At 61.5% G+C, this 18850-nt stretch carries 17 protein-coding genes; 4 read left to right on the top strand and 13 right to left on the bottom strand.

Going from position 1 to position 18850, the window contains the following annotated elements; genetic code table 11:
• Nucleotides 1–3 precede the first annotated feature (3 nt).
• From ileS to AC0L7I_RS08980, 9 genes are all read right to left on the bottom strand, one after another.
• On the bottom strand, nucleotides 4–3024 hold the full coding sequence (gene ileS, locus AC0L7I_RS09020) for an isoleucine--tRNA ligase (RefSeq protein ID WP_473396106.1): 3021 nt from the start codon (nucleotides 3022–3024) through the stop codon (nucleotides 4–6).
• Between the two features lie 207 nt (nucleotides 3025–3231).
• The gene (locus AC0L7I_RS09015) at nucleotides 3232–3774 is read right to left on the bottom strand and encodes a type III secretion system chaperone family protein (protein ID WP_473396105.1); all 543 of its coding nucleotides are present in this window, start codon (nucleotides 3772–3774) and stop codon (nucleotides 3232–3234) included.
• Between the two features lie 68 nt (nucleotides 3775–3842).
• The gene (gene ribF, locus AC0L7I_RS09010) at nucleotides 3843–4781 is read right to left on the bottom strand and encodes a riboflavin biosynthesis protein RibF (protein WP_473396104.1); all 939 of its coding nucleotides are present in this window, start codon (nucleotides 4779–4781) and stop codon (nucleotides 3843–3845) included.
• A complete protein-coding gene (locus AC0L7I_RS09005; RefSeq protein WP_473396103.1) occupies nucleotides 4781–5212 on the bottom strand; it encodes a MaoC family dehydratase in 432 nt (143 codons plus the stop codon). Before AC0L7I_RS09005 ends, ribF begins: the two co-directional genes overlap by 1 nt.
• Nucleotides 5213–5269: 57 nt before the next feature.
• The gene (locus tag AC0L7I_RS09000; protein ID WP_473396102.1) at nucleotides 5270–6121 is read right to left on the bottom strand and encodes a TIGR01459 family HAD-type hydrolase; all 852 of its coding nucleotides are present in this window, start codon (nucleotides 6119–6121) and stop codon (nucleotides 5270–5272) included.
• A 48-nt stretch (nucleotides 6122–6169) separates the two neighbouring features.
• The gene (locus tag AC0L7I_RS08995) at nucleotides 6170–6679 is read right to left on the bottom strand and encodes a hypothetical protein (protein WP_473396101.1); all 510 of its coding nucleotides are present in this window, start codon (nucleotides 6677–6679) and stop codon (nucleotides 6170–6172) included.
• Nucleotides 6680–6748: 69 nt separating this feature from the next.
• Nucleotides 6749–7978, bottom strand: a complete 1230-nt coding sequence (locus tag AC0L7I_RS08990) for an EAL domain-containing protein (RefSeq protein ID WP_473396100.1) — start codon at nucleotides 7976–7978, stop codon at nucleotides 6749–6751.
• A 297-nt stretch (nucleotides 7979–8275) separates the two neighbouring features.
• Entirely contained in the window at nucleotides 8276–8800 is a 525-nt protein-coding gene (locus AC0L7I_RS08985) for a hypothetical protein (RefSeq protein WP_473396099.1), read from the bottom strand.
• A gap of 232 nt (nucleotides 8801–9032) precedes the next feature.
• Complete coding sequence (locus AC0L7I_RS08980) at nucleotides 9033–9866, bottom strand: fumarylacetoacetate hydrolase family protein (RefSeq protein ID WP_473396098.1); 834 nt, start codon at nucleotides 9864–9866, stop codon at nucleotides 9033–9035.
• Between the two features lie 110 nt (nucleotides 9867–9976).
• Here AC0L7I_RS08980 and AC0L7I_RS08975 point away from each other — a divergent pair, with 110 nt between their 5' ends.
• From AC0L7I_RS08975 to AC0L7I_RS08960, 4 genes are all read left to right on the top strand, one after another.
• Entirely contained in the window at nucleotides 9977–11638 is a 1662-nt protein-coding gene (locus AC0L7I_RS08975) for a DUF262 domain-containing protein (RefSeq protein ID WP_473396097.1), read from the top strand.
• A 128-nt stretch (nucleotides 11639–11766) separates the two neighbouring features.
• Nucleotides 11767–12531, top strand: a complete 765-nt coding sequence (locus AC0L7I_RS08970) for an SDR family NAD(P)-dependent oxidoreductase (protein WP_473396096.1) — start codon at nucleotides 11767–11769, stop codon at nucleotides 12529–12531.
• 7 nt (nucleotides 12532–12538) lie between these two features.
• Entirely contained in the window at nucleotides 12539–12910 is a 372-nt protein-coding gene (locus AC0L7I_RS08965; RefSeq protein WP_473399129.1) for a tRNA-binding protein, read from the top strand.
• Nucleotides 12907–13395, top strand: coding sequence for a PaaI family thioesterase (locus AC0L7I_RS08960; RefSeq protein WP_473396095.1), 489 nt, complete (start codon nucleotides 12907–12909; stop codon nucleotides 13393–13395). The genes AC0L7I_RS08965 and AC0L7I_RS08960 overlap by 4 nt, the downstream gene beginning before the upstream one ends.
• 10 nt (nucleotides 13396–13405) lie before the next feature.
• On the opposite strand, the gene queA is transcribed toward AC0L7I_RS08960, so the two are convergent.
• From queA to gyrA, 4 genes are read right to left on the bottom strand one after another with little or no spacing between them, the layout of a single operon-like run.
• Nucleotides 13406–14467 carry a tRNA preQ1(34) S-adenosylmethionine ribosyltransferase-isomerase QueA gene (gene queA, locus AC0L7I_RS08955; RefSeq protein ID WP_473396094.1) on the bottom strand — a complete coding sequence of 354 codons (1062 nt, stop codon included), beginning with the start codon at nucleotides 14465–14467 and terminating at the stop codon, nucleotides 13406–13408.
• Nucleotides 14468–14500: 33 nt separating this feature from the next.
• The gene (locus tag AC0L7I_RS08950; protein ID WP_473396093.1) at nucleotides 14501–15394 is read right to left on the bottom strand and encodes a peptidylprolyl isomerase; all 894 of its coding nucleotides are present in this window, start codon (nucleotides 15392–15394) and stop codon (nucleotides 14501–14503) included.
• Nucleotides 15391–15888 (bottom strand): pantetheine-phosphate adenylyltransferase, encoded by a 498-nt coding sequence (gene coaD / locus AC0L7I_RS08945; protein ID WP_473396092.1) that lies wholly within the window; start codon nucleotides 15886–15888, stop codon nucleotides 15391–15393. Before coaD ends, AC0L7I_RS08950 begins: the two co-directional genes overlap by 4 nt.
• 16 nt (nucleotides 15889–15904) lie before the next feature.
• Complete coding sequence (gyrA, locus tag AC0L7I_RS08940) at nucleotides 15905–18727, bottom strand: DNA gyrase subunit A (protein WP_473396091.1); 2823 nt, start codon at nucleotides 18725–18727, stop codon at nucleotides 15905–15907.
• Nucleotides 18728–18850 lie beyond the last annotated feature (123 nt).

Here is an 18850-nt window from a genome sequence, read left to right as displayed (position 1 = left end):
CGATTACCCGTTGATCGCATCCCATGCTTTCACGGTCAGCGCGTCACGTGGGGTGATATCCGCGAAGGCCGGGTCTGCGGTCGCCGGATCGAAATACTTCCAGCTGCGCCGGCACTTCACGCCATCCGCCTTGACCGGATACACGATCACGCCGGGCGTATCGTCCAGCGTGAACCCGCCGCCGTCGTCTTTGGCCGAGTGCACCAGTTCAGCGCCTGACGTGATGAACAGGTCGCCGGCATCCTCGCCCTCGAACGCCTTGACCAGTTCCTCGTCGGCAACCAGCACGCGCGGCGTGGATTCGAGTGACGCCCCGATCCGCTTCTCGCGGCGTTCGACTTCAAGTGCGCCTGTCACGACACGCCGAACAGTGAAGATCTTCTCCCAGCGTGCCGCCAGCTTGGCATCCTGCCAACCTTCCGGCGTTTCCGGGAACTGCAACAAGTGCACCGACGCCGCACGGTCCTTCAGGTGGCTTTCAAGGAAGGCCTCTTCCATCGTGAACGGCATCACCGGCGCGAGCCAGGTCAGCAGCCGTTCCAGCACTGCCGCCATCACAGTACGCGCCGCGCGCCGCCGGTTGCCGAACGCCTCGGTCGCCTTGTCCCACGCTTCCGCCGTCTCGAAACGCGGATCGCAATAGAGACTGTCCTTTCGAATGTCGAAATAGACGGCCGAGAGGTCCACACCGCAGAAATTGACGAGCAGGCTCATCACCTTCTTGAAATCATAGACATTATAGGCGTCGCGCACCTGCGCATCGAGTTCCGACAGGCGGTGCAGAACCCAGCGCTCGAGGCCCGGCATCTTGTCTGCCGCGATGGCTTCGTCTGCCGTGAAACCGTCCAGCGCGCCCAGCATGTAGCGCACCGTGTTGCGCAGCTTGCGATAGGATTCCACCGATCCCTTGATGATCTCGTCGGAGATGCGCAGGTCGTCGGTATAATCGCCGCTCGCCGTCCATATCCGCAGGATTTCGATGCCGTACTGTTTTTGGATCTGCTCCGGCTCGATCGTGTTGCCGATCGACTTCGACATTTTCTTGCCTTCAGCATCGACGATGAAGCCGTGCGTCAGCACCTGCTTGAAAGGTGCCATGCCGCGCGTCGCGCAGCATTCCAGCAGCGAAGACTGGAACCAGCCACGATGCTGGTCTGAGCCTTCCATGTAGAGGTCGGCCTGCCCTGTCTCGGCATCGATGATGCCGCGCTCGCGCAGCGCAAAGGCATGCGTCGTGCCGCTATCGAACCAGACGTCGAGCACGTCCGTGACCTTGTCCCAATCTGCAGCGTCTATGCCGTGCGCCGACAGGAACGTCTCCTTCGGCGTGTCGAACCAGGCCTCGACGCCGCCCTCGGCGATGGCCGCCTTGATCGTCTCGTTCAGCGCCTTTGCCATGTCGGCTGGCAGCGCCGCCGTATGCGGCTGGCCGGACTTGTCCACGAAGATCGTGATCGGCACGCCCCAATTGCGCTGCCGGCTGATCAGCCAGTCCGGGCGGCCTTCCACCATGCTGCGCAGGCGGTTGCGGCCCGTCGCCGGGAAAAATTCGGTCGCGTCGATGGCCGCCAGCGCATTCTCGCGCAGCGACTTGCCGTTCGGGCCGGGCTTGTCCATCGAGATGAACCATTGCGGCGTCGCCCGGCGGATGACCGGCGCCTTGGACCGCCACGAGTGCGCATCGCGGATCGTGGTGATGCCGCGCGCCAGCAGGTTACCGCTCTCGGCCAGTGCCGCGATCACTTCATTGTTCGCCTTGCCCGGCTCGCCACGCTTCTTGCCGCTGGTGCGGATGATATCCATGCCGCCAAAGCGCGGCACGTCCGGCGTGTAGCAGCCATCGGCATCGACGATCTGGCGAACTGCGCCACCATCTTTAAAGATGATCTGCGTGCCACCGCCCGTCCAGTGGCCTTTAGACCCTATCTCCTTCATCCAGACCGCATAGTCGTCTTCGCCGTGAGCCGGTGCGGTGTGCACAAAACCAGTTCCCGCGTCATCGGTAACGTGGTCGCCCGAGAGCAGAGGAATTGGGTGATCCCAAAATGCATTCATGTCAGCGAAGGGATGCTTTAGCGCTGACAACTGACTCGGGTCTACATCTCCAGTCCGCTTGTAAGACGATACTTTTGCACCATCCATCGTTGCGGCTGCGAGCTTGTCAGCAAGGATGAGTTTATCGCCGGGATTCACGTAGGGTGCAAAGCCGAGTTCTTCCTCACTCATCACCGTTTCGACTTCGTAGAGACCATAGGCGATGGAAGGACTATAACTGACAGCCTGATTGGCCGGGATAGTCCACGGAGTTGTTGTCCAGATCGCGACCGCCGCGTCGCTGCCGCTAACCGGAAACTTCACCCAGATCACCGGCACTTTCCGGTCGTAATATTCCACTTCCGCTTCCGCCAGCGCCGTGCGCTCCACCGGGCTCCACATGATCGGCTTGGCTCCGCGCACCAGCGCGCCCTGCATCGCCATGCGCAGGAACTCGGCGACGATGGTCGCTTCGCTCTCGAACTTCATGGTCAGGTACGGGTTGTCCCACTCGCCTTCGATGCCCAGCGCGCGGAATTCCCGGCCCTGTATCTCGACCCATTTGCCGGCATAGGCGCGGCAGGCGGCGCGGAACTCGTCGCCCGGCACATCGTCCTTGCCACGGTTCTTGCCGCGAAATTCCTCTTCCACCTTCCATTCGATCGGCAGGCCGTGGCAGTCCCAGCCTGGCAGGTAGGAGGCATCATGCCCCGTCATCTGGTGCGAGCGCACGATGATATCTTTCACGATCTTGTTCATCGCCGTGCCGAGGTGGATATGCCCGTTGGCATAGGGCGGGCCGTCATGCAGGATCCACTGCTTGGCGCCGCGCGCTTTGGCGTCCGCGCGCAAGCCCTCGTACAGCTTCATATCGTCCCAGCGTTTGATCCATTCCGGTTCGCGCTTGGGAAGCCCCCCGCGCATCGGAAAATCGGTTGTCGGCAGGAACAGCGTGTCGCGGTAATCGCGGTCAGTCAGGGAATCGGTCATGGGGCTCTGTATGGCTTCTTGCGGTATCTAGGGGTCTGATACGGGTTTCCCACGGCTTTGCCACGGGTTTCTGGATGGTTGGCTGCAGAATGAATTCCCGGCTTCGCCCGCCCCGTCAAATCGGGTCAGTGCGCCGCCGGGCGTCTAATTCGAATGCAGTATATCCGTGCCATGCCATCCGCCTAGCAGGCGGGACAAGACCTGTCACTATCTGACGCCATCCGGAGCCATTTCCACGCCATCGGCAGGTGCCGGGTCTTCGAGTTCGCCAGACAGTTTTTCGCAGAGCACTTCAAACACGGCCGCGTTCTCAAGCAGGTTCGCCCAGGTCACGCCATGGTCGAGAATGACATAGCGCGACACGCGCACAGTATGTGGATCGGACTTGTAAACCGACACGGCCGCGTAGGATTGATCGATCAGACTGACCTCTTCAATGGACCTGTCCGACTTGAGACCCAAAAGGAATTCAAGCCCACGGCAATCCGTGCCATCCGGATTGGCGCAGGCCGTGTAGATCGCGAAGGGCCTGCCATCCTTGCTCGTCGCAAACACATAGGGCGCATTTCGGTCATTGACGCCCGTCATGGTCAGATGGGCGCCCATGTCGTCCAGCAGCAGGTGAAGATCACCTATGCCGACAGACCCGACCAGCATGTCGGGCGCGCGAATGCTCGATTCTGGCACCTGCGCCAGCGCGTAAGCCGGCGCGGCAACAGACAGGCAAAGGGACACGATGGCTTTCTGCATACGAACTCCAACTCAGCGGCGTTCAGGCGTTCCGACCGGCAGTATCAGTTTTCGAGGTAAATCAGGCGCTAATTGGGCGGGAACGAAGCCGTTTTCAGCCGGACGCGCAATTCCGCAGCATCCTTGTGCATCTGTTCGATCAGGGCGTCCACGCTCTCAAACTTCAGTTCAGGCCGCAGGTACGAAACCAGCTGCACTTCCAGCCACTTGCCATAAATGTCCTGATCGAAGTCGAAGATGAACGTCTCCAGCAGCGGATCGCGCAGGCCAGTCGTGGGCGTGCGTCCGAAACTGGCGACGCCATCGCGCCAGCCGTCTTCGCCTTCGATCCTTGCGCGCACCGCATAAACACCGTGCCGCGGGTGGATCAGGTCGTGAAGATGGATATTGGCCGTCGGAAAGCCGAACGTCCGACCGTTCTTTTCACCGGATTCGACCAACCCATCGGCAATCCACCAGTCACCCAGTATCTCGGCCGCCGTTTCCGGCTCGCCCGCCATCAGGGCTTGCCGCGTTGCTGTCGACGACGCCTTCATTCCCAATTCGAGCACTTCCTCGACGATCGACACGCCGAAACCGAGGGCCCGCCCCAGGCTGGAAAGACGCGCCGCATGGCCCATCCGTCCGCGCCCGAAACGGAAGTCAAAGCCGACCGACACGTGCGACACGCCCAATCCCTCGACCAGGACCGATCGGACAAACCCCTCATCCGTCATCGCCGCCATTTCGCCATTGAACGGCAGCTCAAACACAGCATCCGCGCCCTCGGCGAGGATGCTGGCATTGCGTCTTTCCGGACGAAAGATACGAAACGGCGGGTCGTTCGGCCTGAAATAGGCACGCGGAGGCGGCTCGAATGTCGCGACTGAAAACTTGCCATGCCCGGCCTTGCGAGCCGCGTCGATCACAGCCCGGTGTCCCGCATGCAATCCATCAAAGTTGCCAAGCGCAATCGACGCGCCTCGCGCACTCTCAGGCAATCCGCGATAATCGGCGTAGATGGCCATCAGGCCTCCCGGCGCGGCGCAACCACTTCGGCTTCGCCTGTAATGACGCGTTTGCCGTCAACCGTGCACTCGACTTTGAGGGTCACCCGGTTGCCCCGATCCTGCTTTTCAGCGACTTCGGCGCGAACTGTCACCGTGTCACCGATATGAACCGGGCGCTTGAAGCGCATGGACAGGCCGATGAAGATGGCGCCCGGGCCTGGCAAATTGTTGCCAAGAATGCCGGATATGTAGCTGGCTGTAAGCGCGCCATGGGCAATGCGGCGTCCGAAAACGGTTTTCGCCGCGAATTCCTCGTTCATGTGCAACGGGTTGTAGTCGCCAGACACTTCAGCAAACCGCTGGATGTCGTTTTCGGTAATCGTGTGCACGGTTTCGTGCGCCATGCCGATTTCCAGGTCTTCGTACTTGTAGCCGTTGAACTCGCTCATGCGTTCGGGTCTCCGATATTGATCTGAAAGGTTCGTTACACGCGGGCGATGCCCACGTCACCATCTTAGGCCTGTCATCGCGTAAGTGGCTTCTTCGCCATAGTCGGCCAGCAGATCTGTCACTTCCTGCTCAAAGTCCGCGCCGTGCTCCTTCAGTCCCGTGCCGACATAGAGGCTGTCAAAGCCCTGCAGGCGCGCGCCGCGCACGTCGGTCGCCGGGCTGTCGCCAATGCACAGGACGCGGGCGGCGCCTGCTCCGAGTTCACGCAAACGCGCCACTGCCTGCCGATAAATCGCGGCGTGCGGCTTGCCCGGGTAGACAACCGTCCCGCCGAGGTCTTCGTAAATTTCGGCCAGCGCACCGGCACACCAGTAAAGCTTGCCGCCAACGCGCACCTGCTTGTCCGGATTGGCACAGATCATCGGCAGGTCACGGTCAACGCCCTGTTTGAGTTCCGCCCGGTAGTCGCCCGGCAGGTCATTCACCTGGTCACGCAGGCCGATACACAGCAACAGGTCAGCGTCGGCGGTATCGACAAAGGTCAGGTCGAGGCCGTCGTAGAGGTATTTGTCGTGCTCGAAGCCCTCGTCGGAGCCCAGCCGCCAGATTGTCTTGTCGCGGCGCAACTTGAGTTCGGCGCGGGTCGCATCCCCGGACGAGACGCAATCGTCAAACGCCTCGGCCGGCACACCGAGCGGCTCAAAATAGCGGATGACCTGCGCTTTCGGCACCGGCGCATTGGTGATCAGGCACACGCGCCCGCCCTGAGCCCGGAAAGTCACCAACGCATCACAAGCCTCGCTGAACGCCGCGCGGCCGTTATGGATCACGCCCCACACGTCGCACAGGATGGAATCGTAATCCTGCGCAATCGTGGACAGGCCTTCAGGGAACTGGAGTTTTGTCATGCGCCGCGACCTAGGCTGCGCCGCAGGCAGGGTCAATCCAGACCAAAACTATTGGGTCAACCCGCAGGCGCGTGGCGGCAGCGGATTAAGCACATAGAGCGTGGCCGTCGGGATCGCATGCGCGTTCGCGAGATAGCAACCCCGCACTGTCACGACCTGGCCGATATTCTCGCCGAGTTGCAGGCTCGGCATGTATTCGCAGGACACGCTATTGGCGGCGAATTGCGCCGGGTCTCCCGGGCGTATGTTCAGGAGCAGATGGTTGGACCCCGTCGGCACCGACATCATGCGCACCCCGTCCATCGGGCCGAACTCACAATCGCCGTCCAGCATTGAGTACGTGCCGTCGGCATTTTCAAACGACGGATAGGCTTCGACTGACATGGTCAGGTCCAGAAGGACGATGGAATGGTCTTCGATTTTCTCAAGGTCGGGCGGCACCTCGTACTCCTGCGGATCAGGCAGGATAGCCCTGACGGAGAGCACGTCGGGCGGCGCCTGCGCCGACGCCGCGCATGCAAATGCGAACAGGAAAAAGGGCAAGGCAATCAGGCGCATAAGGCTACTCCCGTCTCAATCGGACAGGCGCATTAAGCTCGGCGATTGGGGCGAAATGATGCCGGACAGTCAGCCGAAGCTGGACAGGCGTTCCACCAGCGCCTGTGGCGGGGCAGTCTCTTCCATGAGCGACGCCTTGATAGGACGCGGCGCACCAAAGATGTGGCCCTGACCGTACGGGATGTCATATTCGAGGATTTCAACGACGCTGGCTTCGTCCTCGATTTTTTCCGCAATCATGGTGACACCGTAGCGCGAGAAGACCGCACTGACTTCCTCGCCACCAACCCGGCGGTTGATAGACGAGACGGGGCGGGCACCGTGCGGGTCGCGCAGCTGGTCGATCAGGGTCGTGCCGTTCATCTTCACGAAACGGACGCCCGCCGCCTGAAGGCGCGGCAGATCAAGTGACAGCTCGGTTGCATGGTCAATCGAGAAGCGGAAGCCGAGGGCAGTGAGCCGGTCCATGTTATCCCGCATCGTACGCGAACGTGTCTCAAACCGGTCGGCGCGGATCTCGAAAATCACCGCCCCGGACAAGTCGCGATTCTCGGTCATGAACTGCAGGAACATCGGGAAGAAGGCCGTGTCTTCCAGCGACGATGCCGCAATGTTGCAGAACACGCCTACCCGGCGGTCGCGCTCGGCGAGTCGCCGCACAATCTGGACGCAACGGAACAGCGTGAAATTGTCGATGATTCCCATCAGGTTGGCGCGGCGGCCGGCATCCAGGAATTCAGCTGGAAGGATCAGCGAACCATCCGGACGGCGCAGGCGCGTGAAACCTTCGTAAAATGACACGCGGCGCTGTGGAAGCGACACAATGGGCTGGAGGTGGAGGTCGACCCGGCCATCCTTCAGCGCATCCTTCACATCCCGCAGGACGGCGTCTTCCTGCGGTGCGACTGCCGATACGATGGACGGCTCGGACAGTTTCGATTCGAAGCTCCGCGAGAGACGGTCGATCAGGCCTTCCAGTTGCTTCATCTCGGATACCAGCGCGTCGCGGCGCTCGGTCAGCTCATGCTTCACGGTGGCCTCGACGGCGTCTGTTCGCGCGTCGATGACATCGACCCGCTCTGCCGTGTCGCGATTCCTGCGCTCGACCTGGTCCATGCGCTCGTCAAGTTGCTGACGGGAGCGACTACTGGCGGTGAGAACATGAATCTGGGCGAGGATCACGGACGTGATGGCCCCGCTTGCGATCGACAGCGGCAAGCTGAGACCTGCGTAGGTATTAACGCCATAGCCGACGCCGCTGCCTATCGCGATGTACAGCAGGAACAGGACAAAAGTCATACGTTCAGCACCCAGTTCAATCCATCAACCTTAACAGATATGGCCAATTGGTTAACGAATTGCGTGGAAATGGCCTGATTTGCCACCTCCGACAATCCCGTCGCGGTCCATCGTTGCGTCAAGGTCACAGACATTTTGAGTCACACTCATGACACGTCTGCCAAGACTAGACAAAGGTTTAGGTCGGCGATACCCGAGCGCCATCCCGTCGCACTGGTCCGTGGCCATTTTATTGGCCGGAGCGGGGGCGATCTCGGGGGAGAACGGGGCCCTGCAGCGATGCGGGGCCTCGTCGCTTTACGGCGCTTCGGGGCCTGTTTCCGCTTCACTTCGGACGACAAAGACGAGTTCGGTGACAGGCCAGGTCAGCCCGCTGTTCTGGCACGCCACGGTCAGGTCTGATTCTCCGGCGAACTGCATTGCCTGGGTCATGCCACACGGTTCGAGAACGAGACGAAAACCATTATAATCAATCCAGTAGCCCACTCGCCCTGCATCGTTCACCAGATGGGTCACAACCAGGTCGCCTGTGTCGAAGACACGCGTCTTGGTATCCTTTTCACCCGGCAAGGGCCTGAGGACGGCTGCATTGAATCCGCCTGCAGGCGCCTCTTCCACGAAGGTGAAGGCATCCGACGTTTCATAGGCCGTGTTGATGGCGGACAGGACCTCGCTTGTTCCCGCCGGACCGGAGACGCGGAGAGGCAATTCATGGCCCGCGCGCCAACTGGAATTGCGCACTTCGTCGAGGCCTTCGAGGTCGTCACTGCGCAGTGAAAACAGCATCACGGCATCGAGATTCCGGAGGTCTTCCAGGGACATATCCGCCGCCACGCCAGCAGGTGTGCCAAAAAGGACACGCTTTCCGCCCGCCATCACCAAAACGCAGGGGTTCGGGGCCGTCCGGGGTCCGCAGGGCAGCAGTGCGAAGTCCGTGCTGGTGATGTGGGAACGGGAGGTGTCCGGGGGTGGCAAGGGTGTGGCAGGTCCGCCGCAAGCAGCCAATGCAAGACTGGACAGCAGGATGATGATTCGCATGCAAGGGAGCTCCGGTCTACGCGATGACGGTCTCGCCCGGTTCCCTTACGATTTCGTTTTCAGTGAAGCCGAGACAATCGATTTCGACGCGGACGCGGTCGCCCGCCTTCAGCCATTTCGGTGGCGTGTGGCCCGCCCCGACCCCGGCAGGCGTGCCGGTGAAGATGACATCGCCCGGTTCCAGCGTGAAGGCGGCCGTGAGGTGGGCGATCTGCGCCGGGATGTCGTGGATCTGGTCACGCACGTATCCGACCTGGCGCGGCTCTCCGTTGACGAAGGTACGCAGCTCGAGTGCGGACAGGTCGTCGATCTCGTCCAGCGTGACGATGGCCGGGCCGAACACGGCATGGGTGTCGAACCCCTTGCCCATGATCATGGTCTGGCTGGCGCGTTGCCAGTCGCGCACCGAATAATCGCAACCGACCGTAACGCCGGCAACAATCTCGAACGCGCGTTCGCGCGGCACATGGCGACCATGCTTGCCGATGATGACAACGAGTTCGCCTTCATAGTCGAGCTGCTCTGAGACCTTCGGCAAATGAACCTCAGCATAGGGGCCGTTCACCGCGGTGACCTGTTTGTTGAACCATTTCTGGACCTCAGGTTTCTTCGTATCGATGAAGCTGACGCTTTCAGCAGCGTGCGCCGCGTAGTTGACGCCGATACCAAGAATCTTGCCGGGCTTAGCAACAGGCGCAAGCAGGGTGACGTCGTTCAAGGCAATGGGATCGCCCGCTGCTGGAGCCTCGAGCGCCAACTCAAGCGTATCCCCGGCAAGTGGAATAACAGAGGTTGCCTGCAAGGCCCCGAAGTGCACCTCGCCCTCAAATTCAAATCTCACCAGACGCATACCGTTACTCTCCCGTCACACTTTTGCCCAAACACATTGCCAACCGTTCATCCCGCGTTGTGATGGTGTTTGGCAAGGGCTAGGGAAAAGGGCTGTATAGGGGAATTGAAATGGACCTCGGCGTACGAGCTCAGGAGAGCTCGCTAAGCGGCATATTCGGACAGGGAGAACGCCTGTGCATGCCGCCCTACCAGCGTAGTTATTCGTGGGGAGAGCGCGAAGCCCTCGACCTGCTCGGCGACCTTGCCGAAGCGACCGATAGCAACATTCCGCATTTCATCGGCGCGATCGTTCTCGTGAATGGCGCCGAGTCCGGCATGGTGGAGATTGTCGACGGGCAGCAGCGCCTGACCACCCTGACGATCCTGCTGGCCGTGCTGCGTGACCTTGAGCCAGACAAGGAACGCGCCGCAGCGTTGCACGCCATGATCGCCGATGATCCGCGTCCGATGCTCGGCGAAGCCGCCAACTGGCGCCTCACGCTGAATTATATGGATGGCGCATTTTTCCGCGACACGATCCAGCGCCTTGGCGCAACAAAGACGCTCCGGAACGAACCGGGCGAAAGCGACAGCCAGCAACGCATGGTAGGAAATGCCAGTGCCCTGCTGAAGGAACTCAAGCAGATGCCGGACGAGCGTCGCCGCGCCCTGACGGATACAGTCGTCACCGGTTGCGCGCTCGTTCGGGTCGTCGTGAACGACAAGGATCAGGGGTTCAAGGTTTTCAGGGTCCTCAACACGCGCGGCAAGGAACCTGACGCACACGACATCATCAAGACCGAACTGTTCCAGAAAGCGAAATTCTCGGTCAAGGAAGCCAATACCTATGCCGAACGCTGGGCCGAACACGAGGCCATCCTGGGTGGCGGAGCCTTTGACGACCTGTTGCGCCAGATCCGCGCGATCCATGATCGTTCGCCCAAGGGTGATCTCGTGGCGGGTTTCCAGAAGGCGGTCCTGTCGAAAATCGATCCGCGCAAGTTCCTGGACGACATGCTGCCGAACTATGTCGCCGCTTACCGGCAAATCACGACCGCCAAAGTGACTGACAGCCCCAATGCCACGCTCGTCGCCGACAAGCTCAACCAGCTTCGCGCGCTGGAGCAACAGAGCTGGCGGGCGCCTGCCCTCAAATTCCTAGTCGAGCGCGGGATCGACTCCCCGATTGCGCCGCAATTCTTTACCGGTCTCGAACGCCTCGGCTATGTCATCCAGCTCATCCTCCACGACAAGGACCAGCGCAACAAGCGGTTCAACAAGGTGAGCGATGCCGTGACGAACGAACGAACGCTCCTCGCGAAGAACGGCCCGTTCGCAATCTCGAAGGACGAATCCCGCAAGGTGCGCGAGCGCCTGCTTGGCCGCTTTGCCACATTCGGCCAGAGACGCGCCATGGCGCTGCGCCTCAATGCGGCGCTTGATGGCGGCTTCACCATCCCGCCGGAATCGGACGCGACTGTCGAACATGTCCTGCCGCGCAATGTTCATGAAGACAGCCACTGGATGATCACCTGGCCAGACCCCGCCAAGCGCCGCGAACAATGCGATACGCTCGGCAATTTCGTACTGCTGACCAATAAAGTGAACCAGAAGGCAGACCGGCTTGATTATCGCGCCAAGAAGGAAGTCTATTTCAACGGCGGCGGCGGCGCAGACTTTGCCCTGACCCGCGACCTGATGGACCAGGACGCCTGGACGCCGGAAGTCGTGCGGAAACGCACCGAACGGCTCGCAGAAATCCTGGTGGAAGAATGGAGCCTGCTGGGCTAGGGCGCCTGGCGCATCCACAAAAAGCGTTCAAAGCCTCCTATTTTGCGCCTTTCGCTAGGTAACCCCTAGCGGCAGGGCGCGTCAGACCTTACCCTCGACCCAGACATAAAACACGAGGGAGCGGCGCCATGAGCCTGTTTGATCTAACCGGAAAATCAGCCATCATTACAGGGTCTTCGCGCGGCATCGGCCGGGCAATTGCAGAGGCCATGGCCGATCAGGGCGCCAAGGTGACGATCTCTTCGCGCAAGCCCGGCCCGTGCCAGGAAGTCGCCGACGTGATCAACAAGAAGCATGGCGACGGCACGGCGATTGCCGTACCCGCAAACATCTCTTCGAAAGACGAATTGCAGGCGATGGTCGATGCGACGAACAAGGCGTTCGGCAAGGTCGACGTGGTTGTGTGCAATGCAGCCGCCAACCCGTATTACGGCCCGATGGAAGGCATTACGGACGAACAGTTCGAGAAAGTCCTCCAGAACAATATCATCTCGAACCACTGGCTGATCCAGATGTGCATGCCGCAAATGCGCGAGCGCAAGGATGGCGCGATCATCCTGGTGTCGTCGATTGGCGGCCTGCGCGGCTCCCCGATCATCGGCGCATACAACATCTCGAAAGCGGCTGACTTCCAACTCGCCCGCAACCTGGCAACCGAATACGGCAAGGACAATATCCGCGTGAATTGTATCGCGCCGGGCCTGATCCGCACAGATTTCGCCCGCGCCCTGTGGGAAGACCCGAAGAACCTGAAAAGCGCCCTGTCCGGCACGCCCATGGCGCGGATTGGCGAACCGGTCGAGATCGCCGGTGCAGCCGTGTACCTGGCATCGGCAGCAGGCGCCTATATGACCGGCCAGATGATGGTCGTCGATGGCGGCGCGACGTGCTGAAACCGACATGCACCTGACTGACAAACCGGACTCCCCGGAGGCGGCGCCAACCGATTTCGCCACCTTCCGCGAAATCGACATCCGTATCGGAACGATCCTCGAAGCCGCCCCGCTGGGCGGAGCGCGCAAGCCCGCCTTGCGGCTGGTGATCGATTTCGGTGCGGGCGTTGGCGTGAAGAAGAGTTCAGCGCAGGTAACTGTACACTACAAACCCGAAACACTTGTCGGCAAACAGGTTGCTGCCGTCGTCAATTTCCCGCCCCGCCAGATCGGCAAGTTCATGTCGGAAGTGCTGACGCTCGGATTTCCCGATGCCGATGGCGCCATCGTGATGTTCTCACCCGACCTGCCGGTGCCAAACGGAGCCCGCCTCGCATGAGCCGTACCGAACTTTCCGCCCAACAATCCGAATTCTTCGCCCGCCTGAAAAACGGCACCTGGGACTTCCCGCCCGGCATCAGGAATCTCGGAATCCGGCCGGACCTCTGGCTGAAGGAAGTGTCCTATGGCCACACGCGCTACGAATGGCCGAATGACGGCTCGCGCGACATCAATGAAGGCCGGGTCTTCGGCGGCTGGGTGGCCGGCCTGTCCGACCATATCGTGTCGATGACCATGGCCAGCGCACTGGAAGACGGCGAATGGTTCACCACAATGGAATTGCAGACGCGCATCCTGCGCCCGGTGCCGCACGGCCTGATCACGATCGAAGGCCGGCTCGTCAGCCGTGGCAAGACGACCGGACTGGTGGAAGCTGACTGGCGCGACGAGAAGGGCCGCCACCTGGCCCGCATAACGGCCGCCAAAGCAATCCGCACGATGGACGAGTTACGCGGCCCGGCTGCGCTGAAATCAACCGCCTGACACCTGTTGCTCAGGGCAAGAGCAGGCAGGCATCGCCGTAGGAATAGAACCGGTAGTCGTTCGCAATGGCGTGCGCGTAGGCGGCCTGCATCACGTCCGTCCCCATGAGCGCGCAGACAAGCATGAACAGGCTGGATCCGGGCAGGTGGAAATTGGTGACAAGCGCGTCGGTGGCGCGCACGGCGTCGCCGGGCTTGAGGAAGATATCGGTAGGGCCGGTAGCAGGCGAGAGAGTGCCTGATGGCGTGCTGCAGCTTTCCAGCGTGCGCATCGCAGTCGTACCGACGGGGACACAGCGGTGTCCGGCGGCCCGGGCGGCATTGAGGCGCCCCGCGGTTTCCGGCGTCAGCCGGCGCCATTCGGCGTGCAGGCGGTTGGCTTCAATCTGCGCATCTTCGAGCGGCTTGAACGTGCCGAGGCCAACATGAAGTCGAACCGTCTCGCGCTGCAGACCGGCGGCATCGAGTTCCGACAGGAGACGGGGCGTGAAGTGCAGGCCCGCCGTCGGCGCGGCAACTGAAGCCGCATCCTCGCCGGCGAAGGCGGTCTGGTAGGTCTCCCGGTCACGGGAATCGGCGGGGCGGCGGCGGGCGATGTAAGGGGGCAGCGGCATGGCGCCATGGGCGTCCAGCGCCTGTTCCAGTTCCGGTCCGGACAGCGAGAAAGAGAGTTCGATTTCCCCGCCATCGACGCGCTGTGTGATGCGGGCCTGGAAGCCCTCGGCGAAATGGATAGGGTCTCCGGGCTTCAGCCGCTTGCCGGGCCGGGCGAGCGCGCGCCATGTATGGTCGTCGATCCGCTCGACCAGGTTCACGTCACAGGCAACATCGGCGCCCGTTTCGTCGCGCGCCGGACGTACGCCCTTCAAGGCGGCGGGCAGAACGCGCGTATCATTGAACACGAGCACATCGCGGGGCGAGAGGTAGCGCGGCAGGTCGCGCACATGCGCATCCTCAAGCCGGCCATCCCCGTGCACGACCAGCAGCCGCGCGGAATCCTGCGGGTCCGCAGGCCTGAGCGCTATCAGGCGCTCTGGGAGGTCGAAATGAAAATCCGCAAGATTCAAGGGCATGGAGCGTGTGTGCCCGTGAAAGGCTCTGGCAGTCTAGTGCGCAACAACGGCCGGAACGGACGGCAAATCGCACACGCCGAGGTCTTCGCTCACATCGGCCAAGCCCGCCGTGAAGACGGGACCATCCGTGCGCTGGACCCAAACGTTCGGGCGGTCAGACTTCGGCATGTCTGCAGCGACCTTTGCTGACATCAGAATATCCGGGAGAGCGACTTCGCCATTGAGCGCATCCTTGCCTGCCTTGATGGCCAGCACGACATCCTCGCCTTCGACGACACGGCCCCAGGCTGTGTACTCCTTGTCGAGATGCGGAGACGTGTCGCGCATCAGGAAGAATTGCGAATTGGCGGAGTTCGGATCAGACGTGCGCGCCGTCGACACGACACCGCGGCAATGCGGAATCCAGCTTTCGACGAGCCCGTCAGCCGACATTTCCGCGAAGAAAGACGCCTGCGTTGCGATCGGGAACCCGTTCACATAACCCGTTTTTGCTGAATCCGCGGGGCCGATGCTGGCCTGGAGCGGCATCTCGGCCGGATTTCTGCGGAACGTGAACTCGCCTGGAATGTTCGGCAGGCCGGACTCACGGCCCTTGAGGGCATAGATGTCGCCGCCCTGTGCCATGAAGCCATTGATGACACGGTGAAAGCTGGTGCCATCGAGGTCGCCCGAACGGATGATGGCGAGGAATTGCGCGTAATGCTTCGGCGCAACATCCGGGAAGGCCTCGATCAGGATGCGGCCCTTATTGGTCTGGAAGACGAACAGCCGCTCCGCGTCAACAGCGCGCCAATTCGCGGCATCAGCCTTTGCCTCTTCGACTGTCGTCGCCGGGGCAGCATCCGCGACCGCCGTTGTCGTATCCGCGTGCGCCGTCAGACCCAGCGAAAGGGTCGCGGCGGCCAATGCCAAAGTAGCCAGCTTCATTTGCCGTATTTCTCCATGAGGGCCCGTTTCACGTCAGGGCTTACAAAAGGCGAAATATCGCCGCCGAGACTCGCGATTTCCTTCACGAGACGCGACGCGACCGCCTGGTGCCTAACATCGGCCATCAGGAACACGGTTTCAATATCGGGATTCAGTTGCTCGTTCATCGCCGTCATCTGGAACTCGTATTCGAAGTCCTGAACGGCCCGAAGCCCGCGCAAGATCATCTGCGCGCCGCACGCTTCGGCAAACTTCATGAGCAGGCCGTGCATCGGCATGACCTTGATTTCCGCCATGCCGGGACCGTTGAACCGGGCACACTCGTATTTCACCATGTTCACACGCTCTTCGAGCGAGAAAAGCGGCTTCTTGGCCTCGTTGATTGCAACGCCGATCACGAGTGTATCGACCAGTTTCATTGCCCGGCCGAAAATATCGATATGGCCATTTGTCGGGGGGTCGAATGTTCCCGGGTAAAGTCCGATACGATGCACTGGCACCCCCTATTGCCTATTCCTGTGGGTCAGGCGCCCCGGTTTCGGTCGGGCCACCCTTGTCGGCCTCATCCATATCGGTTTCAGCGTCTTCTACAAGACGTGCAACAGAAACAACGTGTTCGCCTTCCGCCGTCCGCAGGACCCAGACGCCGCCGGTGGAGCGGCCCGCGATGCGAATCTGGTCGACAGGCGTACGGATCAGCTGCCCGCCATCGGTGACGAGCATGACCTGGTCTCCATCATCGACCGGGAAGGACTGGGCAACCTTCTTGGTCGGCCCCTTCTTTTTGTCGCGGCCCCAGATGTTCTGCGCGACGAGGCCTTTGCCGCCGCGTCCGGTGGTACGGTAGTCATAAGCGGAAGACCGTTTGCCCATGCCGTCATCCGCAATCGTCAGGATGAATTCTTCAGCGGCGCCGAGTTCGGCAATCCGCTCAGCGCTGAGCGCGGCATCGACAACGGCATCATCGGCCTCATCCTCGCCGATTTCCTCTTCTTCGCCGGTGGCCGCCCGGCGCATGGCCGAGGCATGCTTGAGATAAGCGCGCGCCTCTTCCGACGAAGCCTCGACATGGCGCAGGATGCCCATCGAGATGACTTCATCCTCGGCCCCGAGACGGATGCCGCGCACGCCGGTCGAGTTCCGGCCGGCAAACACGCGCACGTCGGTGACCGGGAAGCGGATGCACTGGCCGAGCGCGGTGGTGAGCAGGATGTCGTCGCGTTCGGAGCAGATCTTCACCGAGACGATGCCATCGCCCTCGTCGAGTTTCATCGCGATCTTGCCGTTGCGATTGACCCGCGTGAAGTCTGCCAGCTTGTTGCGGCGGACAGTGCCGGAGCGAGTGGCAAACATGAGGTCGAGCACTTCGTGCGCCGTTTCGTCATCCGGCAGCGGCATGACGCTTTCGATGCGTTCATCGGCGGCCAGCGGGAAGATGTTGACCAGCGCCTTGCCGCGCGAATTCGGTCCGCCAACGGGAAGCCGCCAGACCTTTTCCTTGTAGACCATGCCAGCCGACGAGAAGAACAGGATCTCGGTATGCGTGGTGGCCGAGAACAGCTTGACCACGAAATCCTCGTCCTTCATCGCCATGCCTGAGCGGCCCTTGCCGCCGCGGTGCTGGGTCCGGTAGGTTGAGAGCGGCGTACGCTTCACATAGCCGCCATGGGTGACGGTAACGACCATGTCTTCGACCTCGATGAGGTCCTCGTCTTCCATGTCGATACCGCCAAACGCGAATTCGGACCGCCGCGGAACGGCGAACTTCTCTTTCACGTCGGTCAGTTCTGCCTTGATGATCTCGCGAATGCGCGGACGCGACCGCAGGATATCCAGCAGGTCGGCGATCTTGTCGGACAGGCCCTTGGCCTCGTTGCCGATCTCGTCGCGGCCAAGGCCGGTCAGGCGGTGCAGGCGCAGGTCGAGGATGGCGCGGGCCTGCTCATCCGACAGGTAGATCGTGTCGCCGCCGGACCAGCGCGTGCGCCGGTCTGCGATGAGTTCGAGCAGCGGACCCATGTCCATGATCGGCCAGGCCTTGGCGAGCAATTGTTCGCGGGCCGTTGCCGGGTCTGGCGAGTGGCGGATGATGCGGATCACTTCGTCGATATTGGCCACGGCAAGGGCGAGGCCGACCAATACGTGGGCCCGGTCGCGCGCCTTGTTGAGATCGAACTTGGTGCGGCGGACAATCACTTCCTCGCGGAAGCTGATGAAACAATCGAGCACCTTGCGCAGGTTCATCAGTTCGGGACGGCCGCCATTCAGGGCGAGCATGTTGACGCCGAAACTGGTCTGCAGCTGGCTGAAGCGGAACAGCTGGTTCAGCACGACTTCGGCGCTGGCGTCCTTCTTCAGTTCGATGACAACGCGGATGCCATTGCGGTCGGACTCGTCGCGCAGGTCGGAAATGCCCTCAACGCGCTTTTCGCGCACCAGCTCGGCGATCTTGGTGATCATCGCGGCCTTGTTCACCTGGTAGGGAATTTCGGTGACGATGATCGCCTGACGGCCGTTCTTGGCTTCTTCTATGTCGGTCTTCGCGCGCATGATGACCGATCCGCGCCCGGTGGTCAGGCCCTTGCGGCTGCCGGCATGGCCCATGATCAGGCCGCCTGTCGGGAAGTCGGGGCCCGGCACGATTTCAAGCAGCGCCTCATCCTCGATCAGCGGATCGTCGATCACGGCAAGCGTCGCATCCACGACTTCACCGAGATTGTGCGGCGGGATATTGGTAGCCATGCCGACCGCGATGCCGCCGCCGCCATTGACCAGGAGGTTCGGGAACTGCGCCGGAAGCACCATCGGTTCCTGCTGCGAGCCGTCATACGTGTCCTGAAAGTTGACCGTGTCCTTTTCGATGTCGGCGAGCAGGTAGGTTGCCGCCTTGGTCATCCGGCTTTCGGTGTAACGCATGGCGGCCGGCGGATCATTGTCAATCGAGCCGAAATTGCCTTGCCCGTCGACCATGGGCAGCCCCATCGAGAATGGCTGGGCCATGCGCACGAGCGCGTCATAGATCGCGCTGTCGCCATGGGGGTGGAAGTTACCCATCACGGCGCCGACGATATTGGCGGATTTCTTGTATGGCTTGTCCGGCGTGTTGCCGCCCACTTGCATGGCGTAGAGGATGCGCCGGTGCACCGGCTTCAGGCCATCGCGCACATCGGGCAGCGCGCGGCTGACGATCACGCTCATCGCATAGTCGAGATATGAACTTTTCAGCTCGGATTCGATCGAGATCGGCTCAATTCCGTCCGGAAGGGCGGGGTGGCCTTCGCCTGCATTCTCAGGGGTTTCCGGCTCGTCCGGCGGGGTCGTATCGTCACTCATGAGGGGGCTTTCTGCGTGTCCGGTCTCGTGCGGCGGGGACCATGCCCGAATCGCCTATATTTATTGAGAAAACACTAGCAGGCGGAGGGGGCGAAAGCCACCCTTTCGGCCATATTTTGGCAG

Source organism: Hyphomonas sp. J20-32 (genome assembly GCF_055808555.1).
This window is presented reverse-complemented; position numbering and strand designations above follow the sequence as displayed.

Excerpts from the sequence above, each read along its gene's own strand:
- ileS (WP_473396106.1), bottom strand. The coding sequence starts at position 3,024 with ATGACCGATTCCCTGACTGACCGCGATTACCGCGACACGCTGTTCCTG.
- AC0L7I_RS09015 (WP_473396105.1), bottom strand. The coding sequence starts at position 3,774 with ATGCAGAAAGCCATCGTGTCCCTTTGCCTGTCTGTTGCCGCGCCGGCT.
- ribF (WP_473396104.1), bottom strand. The coding sequence starts at position 4,781 with ATGGCCATCTACGCCGATTATCGCGGATTGCCTGAGAGTGCGCGAGGC.
- AC0L7I_RS09005 (WP_473396103.1), bottom strand. The coding sequence starts at position 5,212 with ATGAGCGAGTTCAACGGCTACAAGTACGAAGACCTGGAAATCGGCATG.
- AC0L7I_RS09000 (WP_473396102.1), bottom strand. The coding sequence starts at position 6,121 with ATGACAAAACTCCAGTTCCCTGAAGGCCTGTCCACGATTGCGCAGGAT.
- AC0L7I_RS08995 (WP_473396101.1), bottom strand. The coding sequence starts at position 6,679 with ATGCGCCTGATTGCCTTGCCCTTTTTCCTGTTCGCATTTGCATGCGCG.
- AC0L7I_RS08990 (WP_473396100.1), bottom strand. The coding sequence starts at position 7,978 with ATGACTTTTGTCCTGTTCCTGCTGTACATCGCGATAGGCAGCGGCGTC.
- AC0L7I_RS08985 (WP_473396099.1), bottom strand. The coding sequence starts at position 8,800 with ATGTCCCTGGAAGACCTCCGGAATCTCGATGCCGTGATGCTGTTTTCA.
- AC0L7I_RS08980 (WP_473396098.1), bottom strand. The coding sequence starts at position 9,866 with ATGCGTCTGGTGAGATTTGAATTTGAGGGCGAGGTGCACTTCGGGGCC.
- AC0L7I_RS08975 (WP_473396097.1), top strand. The coding sequence starts at position 9,977 with ATGGACCTCGGCGTACGAGCTCAGGAGAGCTCGCTAAGCGGCATATTC.
- AC0L7I_RS08970 (WP_473396096.1), top strand. The coding sequence starts at position 11,767 with ATGAGCCTGTTTGATCTAACCGGAAAATCAGCCATCATTACAGGGTCT.
- AC0L7I_RS08965 (WP_473399129.1), top strand. The coding sequence starts at position 12,539 with ATGCACCTGACTGACAAACCGGACTCCCCGGAGGCGGCGCCAACCGAT.
- AC0L7I_RS08960 (WP_473396095.1), top strand. The coding sequence starts at position 12,907 with ATGAGCCGTACCGAACTTTCCGCCCAACAATCCGAATTCTTCGCCCGC.
- queA (WP_473396094.1), bottom strand. The coding sequence starts at position 14,467 with ATGCCCTTGAATCTTGCGGATTTTCATTTCGACCTCCCAGAGCGCCTG.
- AC0L7I_RS08950 (WP_473396093.1), bottom strand. The coding sequence starts at position 15,394 with ATGAAGCTGGCTACTTTGGCATTGGCCGCCGCGACCCTTTCGCTGGGT.
- gyrA (WP_473396091.1), bottom strand. The coding sequence starts at position 18,727 with ATGAGTGACGATACGACCCCGCCGGACGAGCCGGAAACCCCTGAGAAT.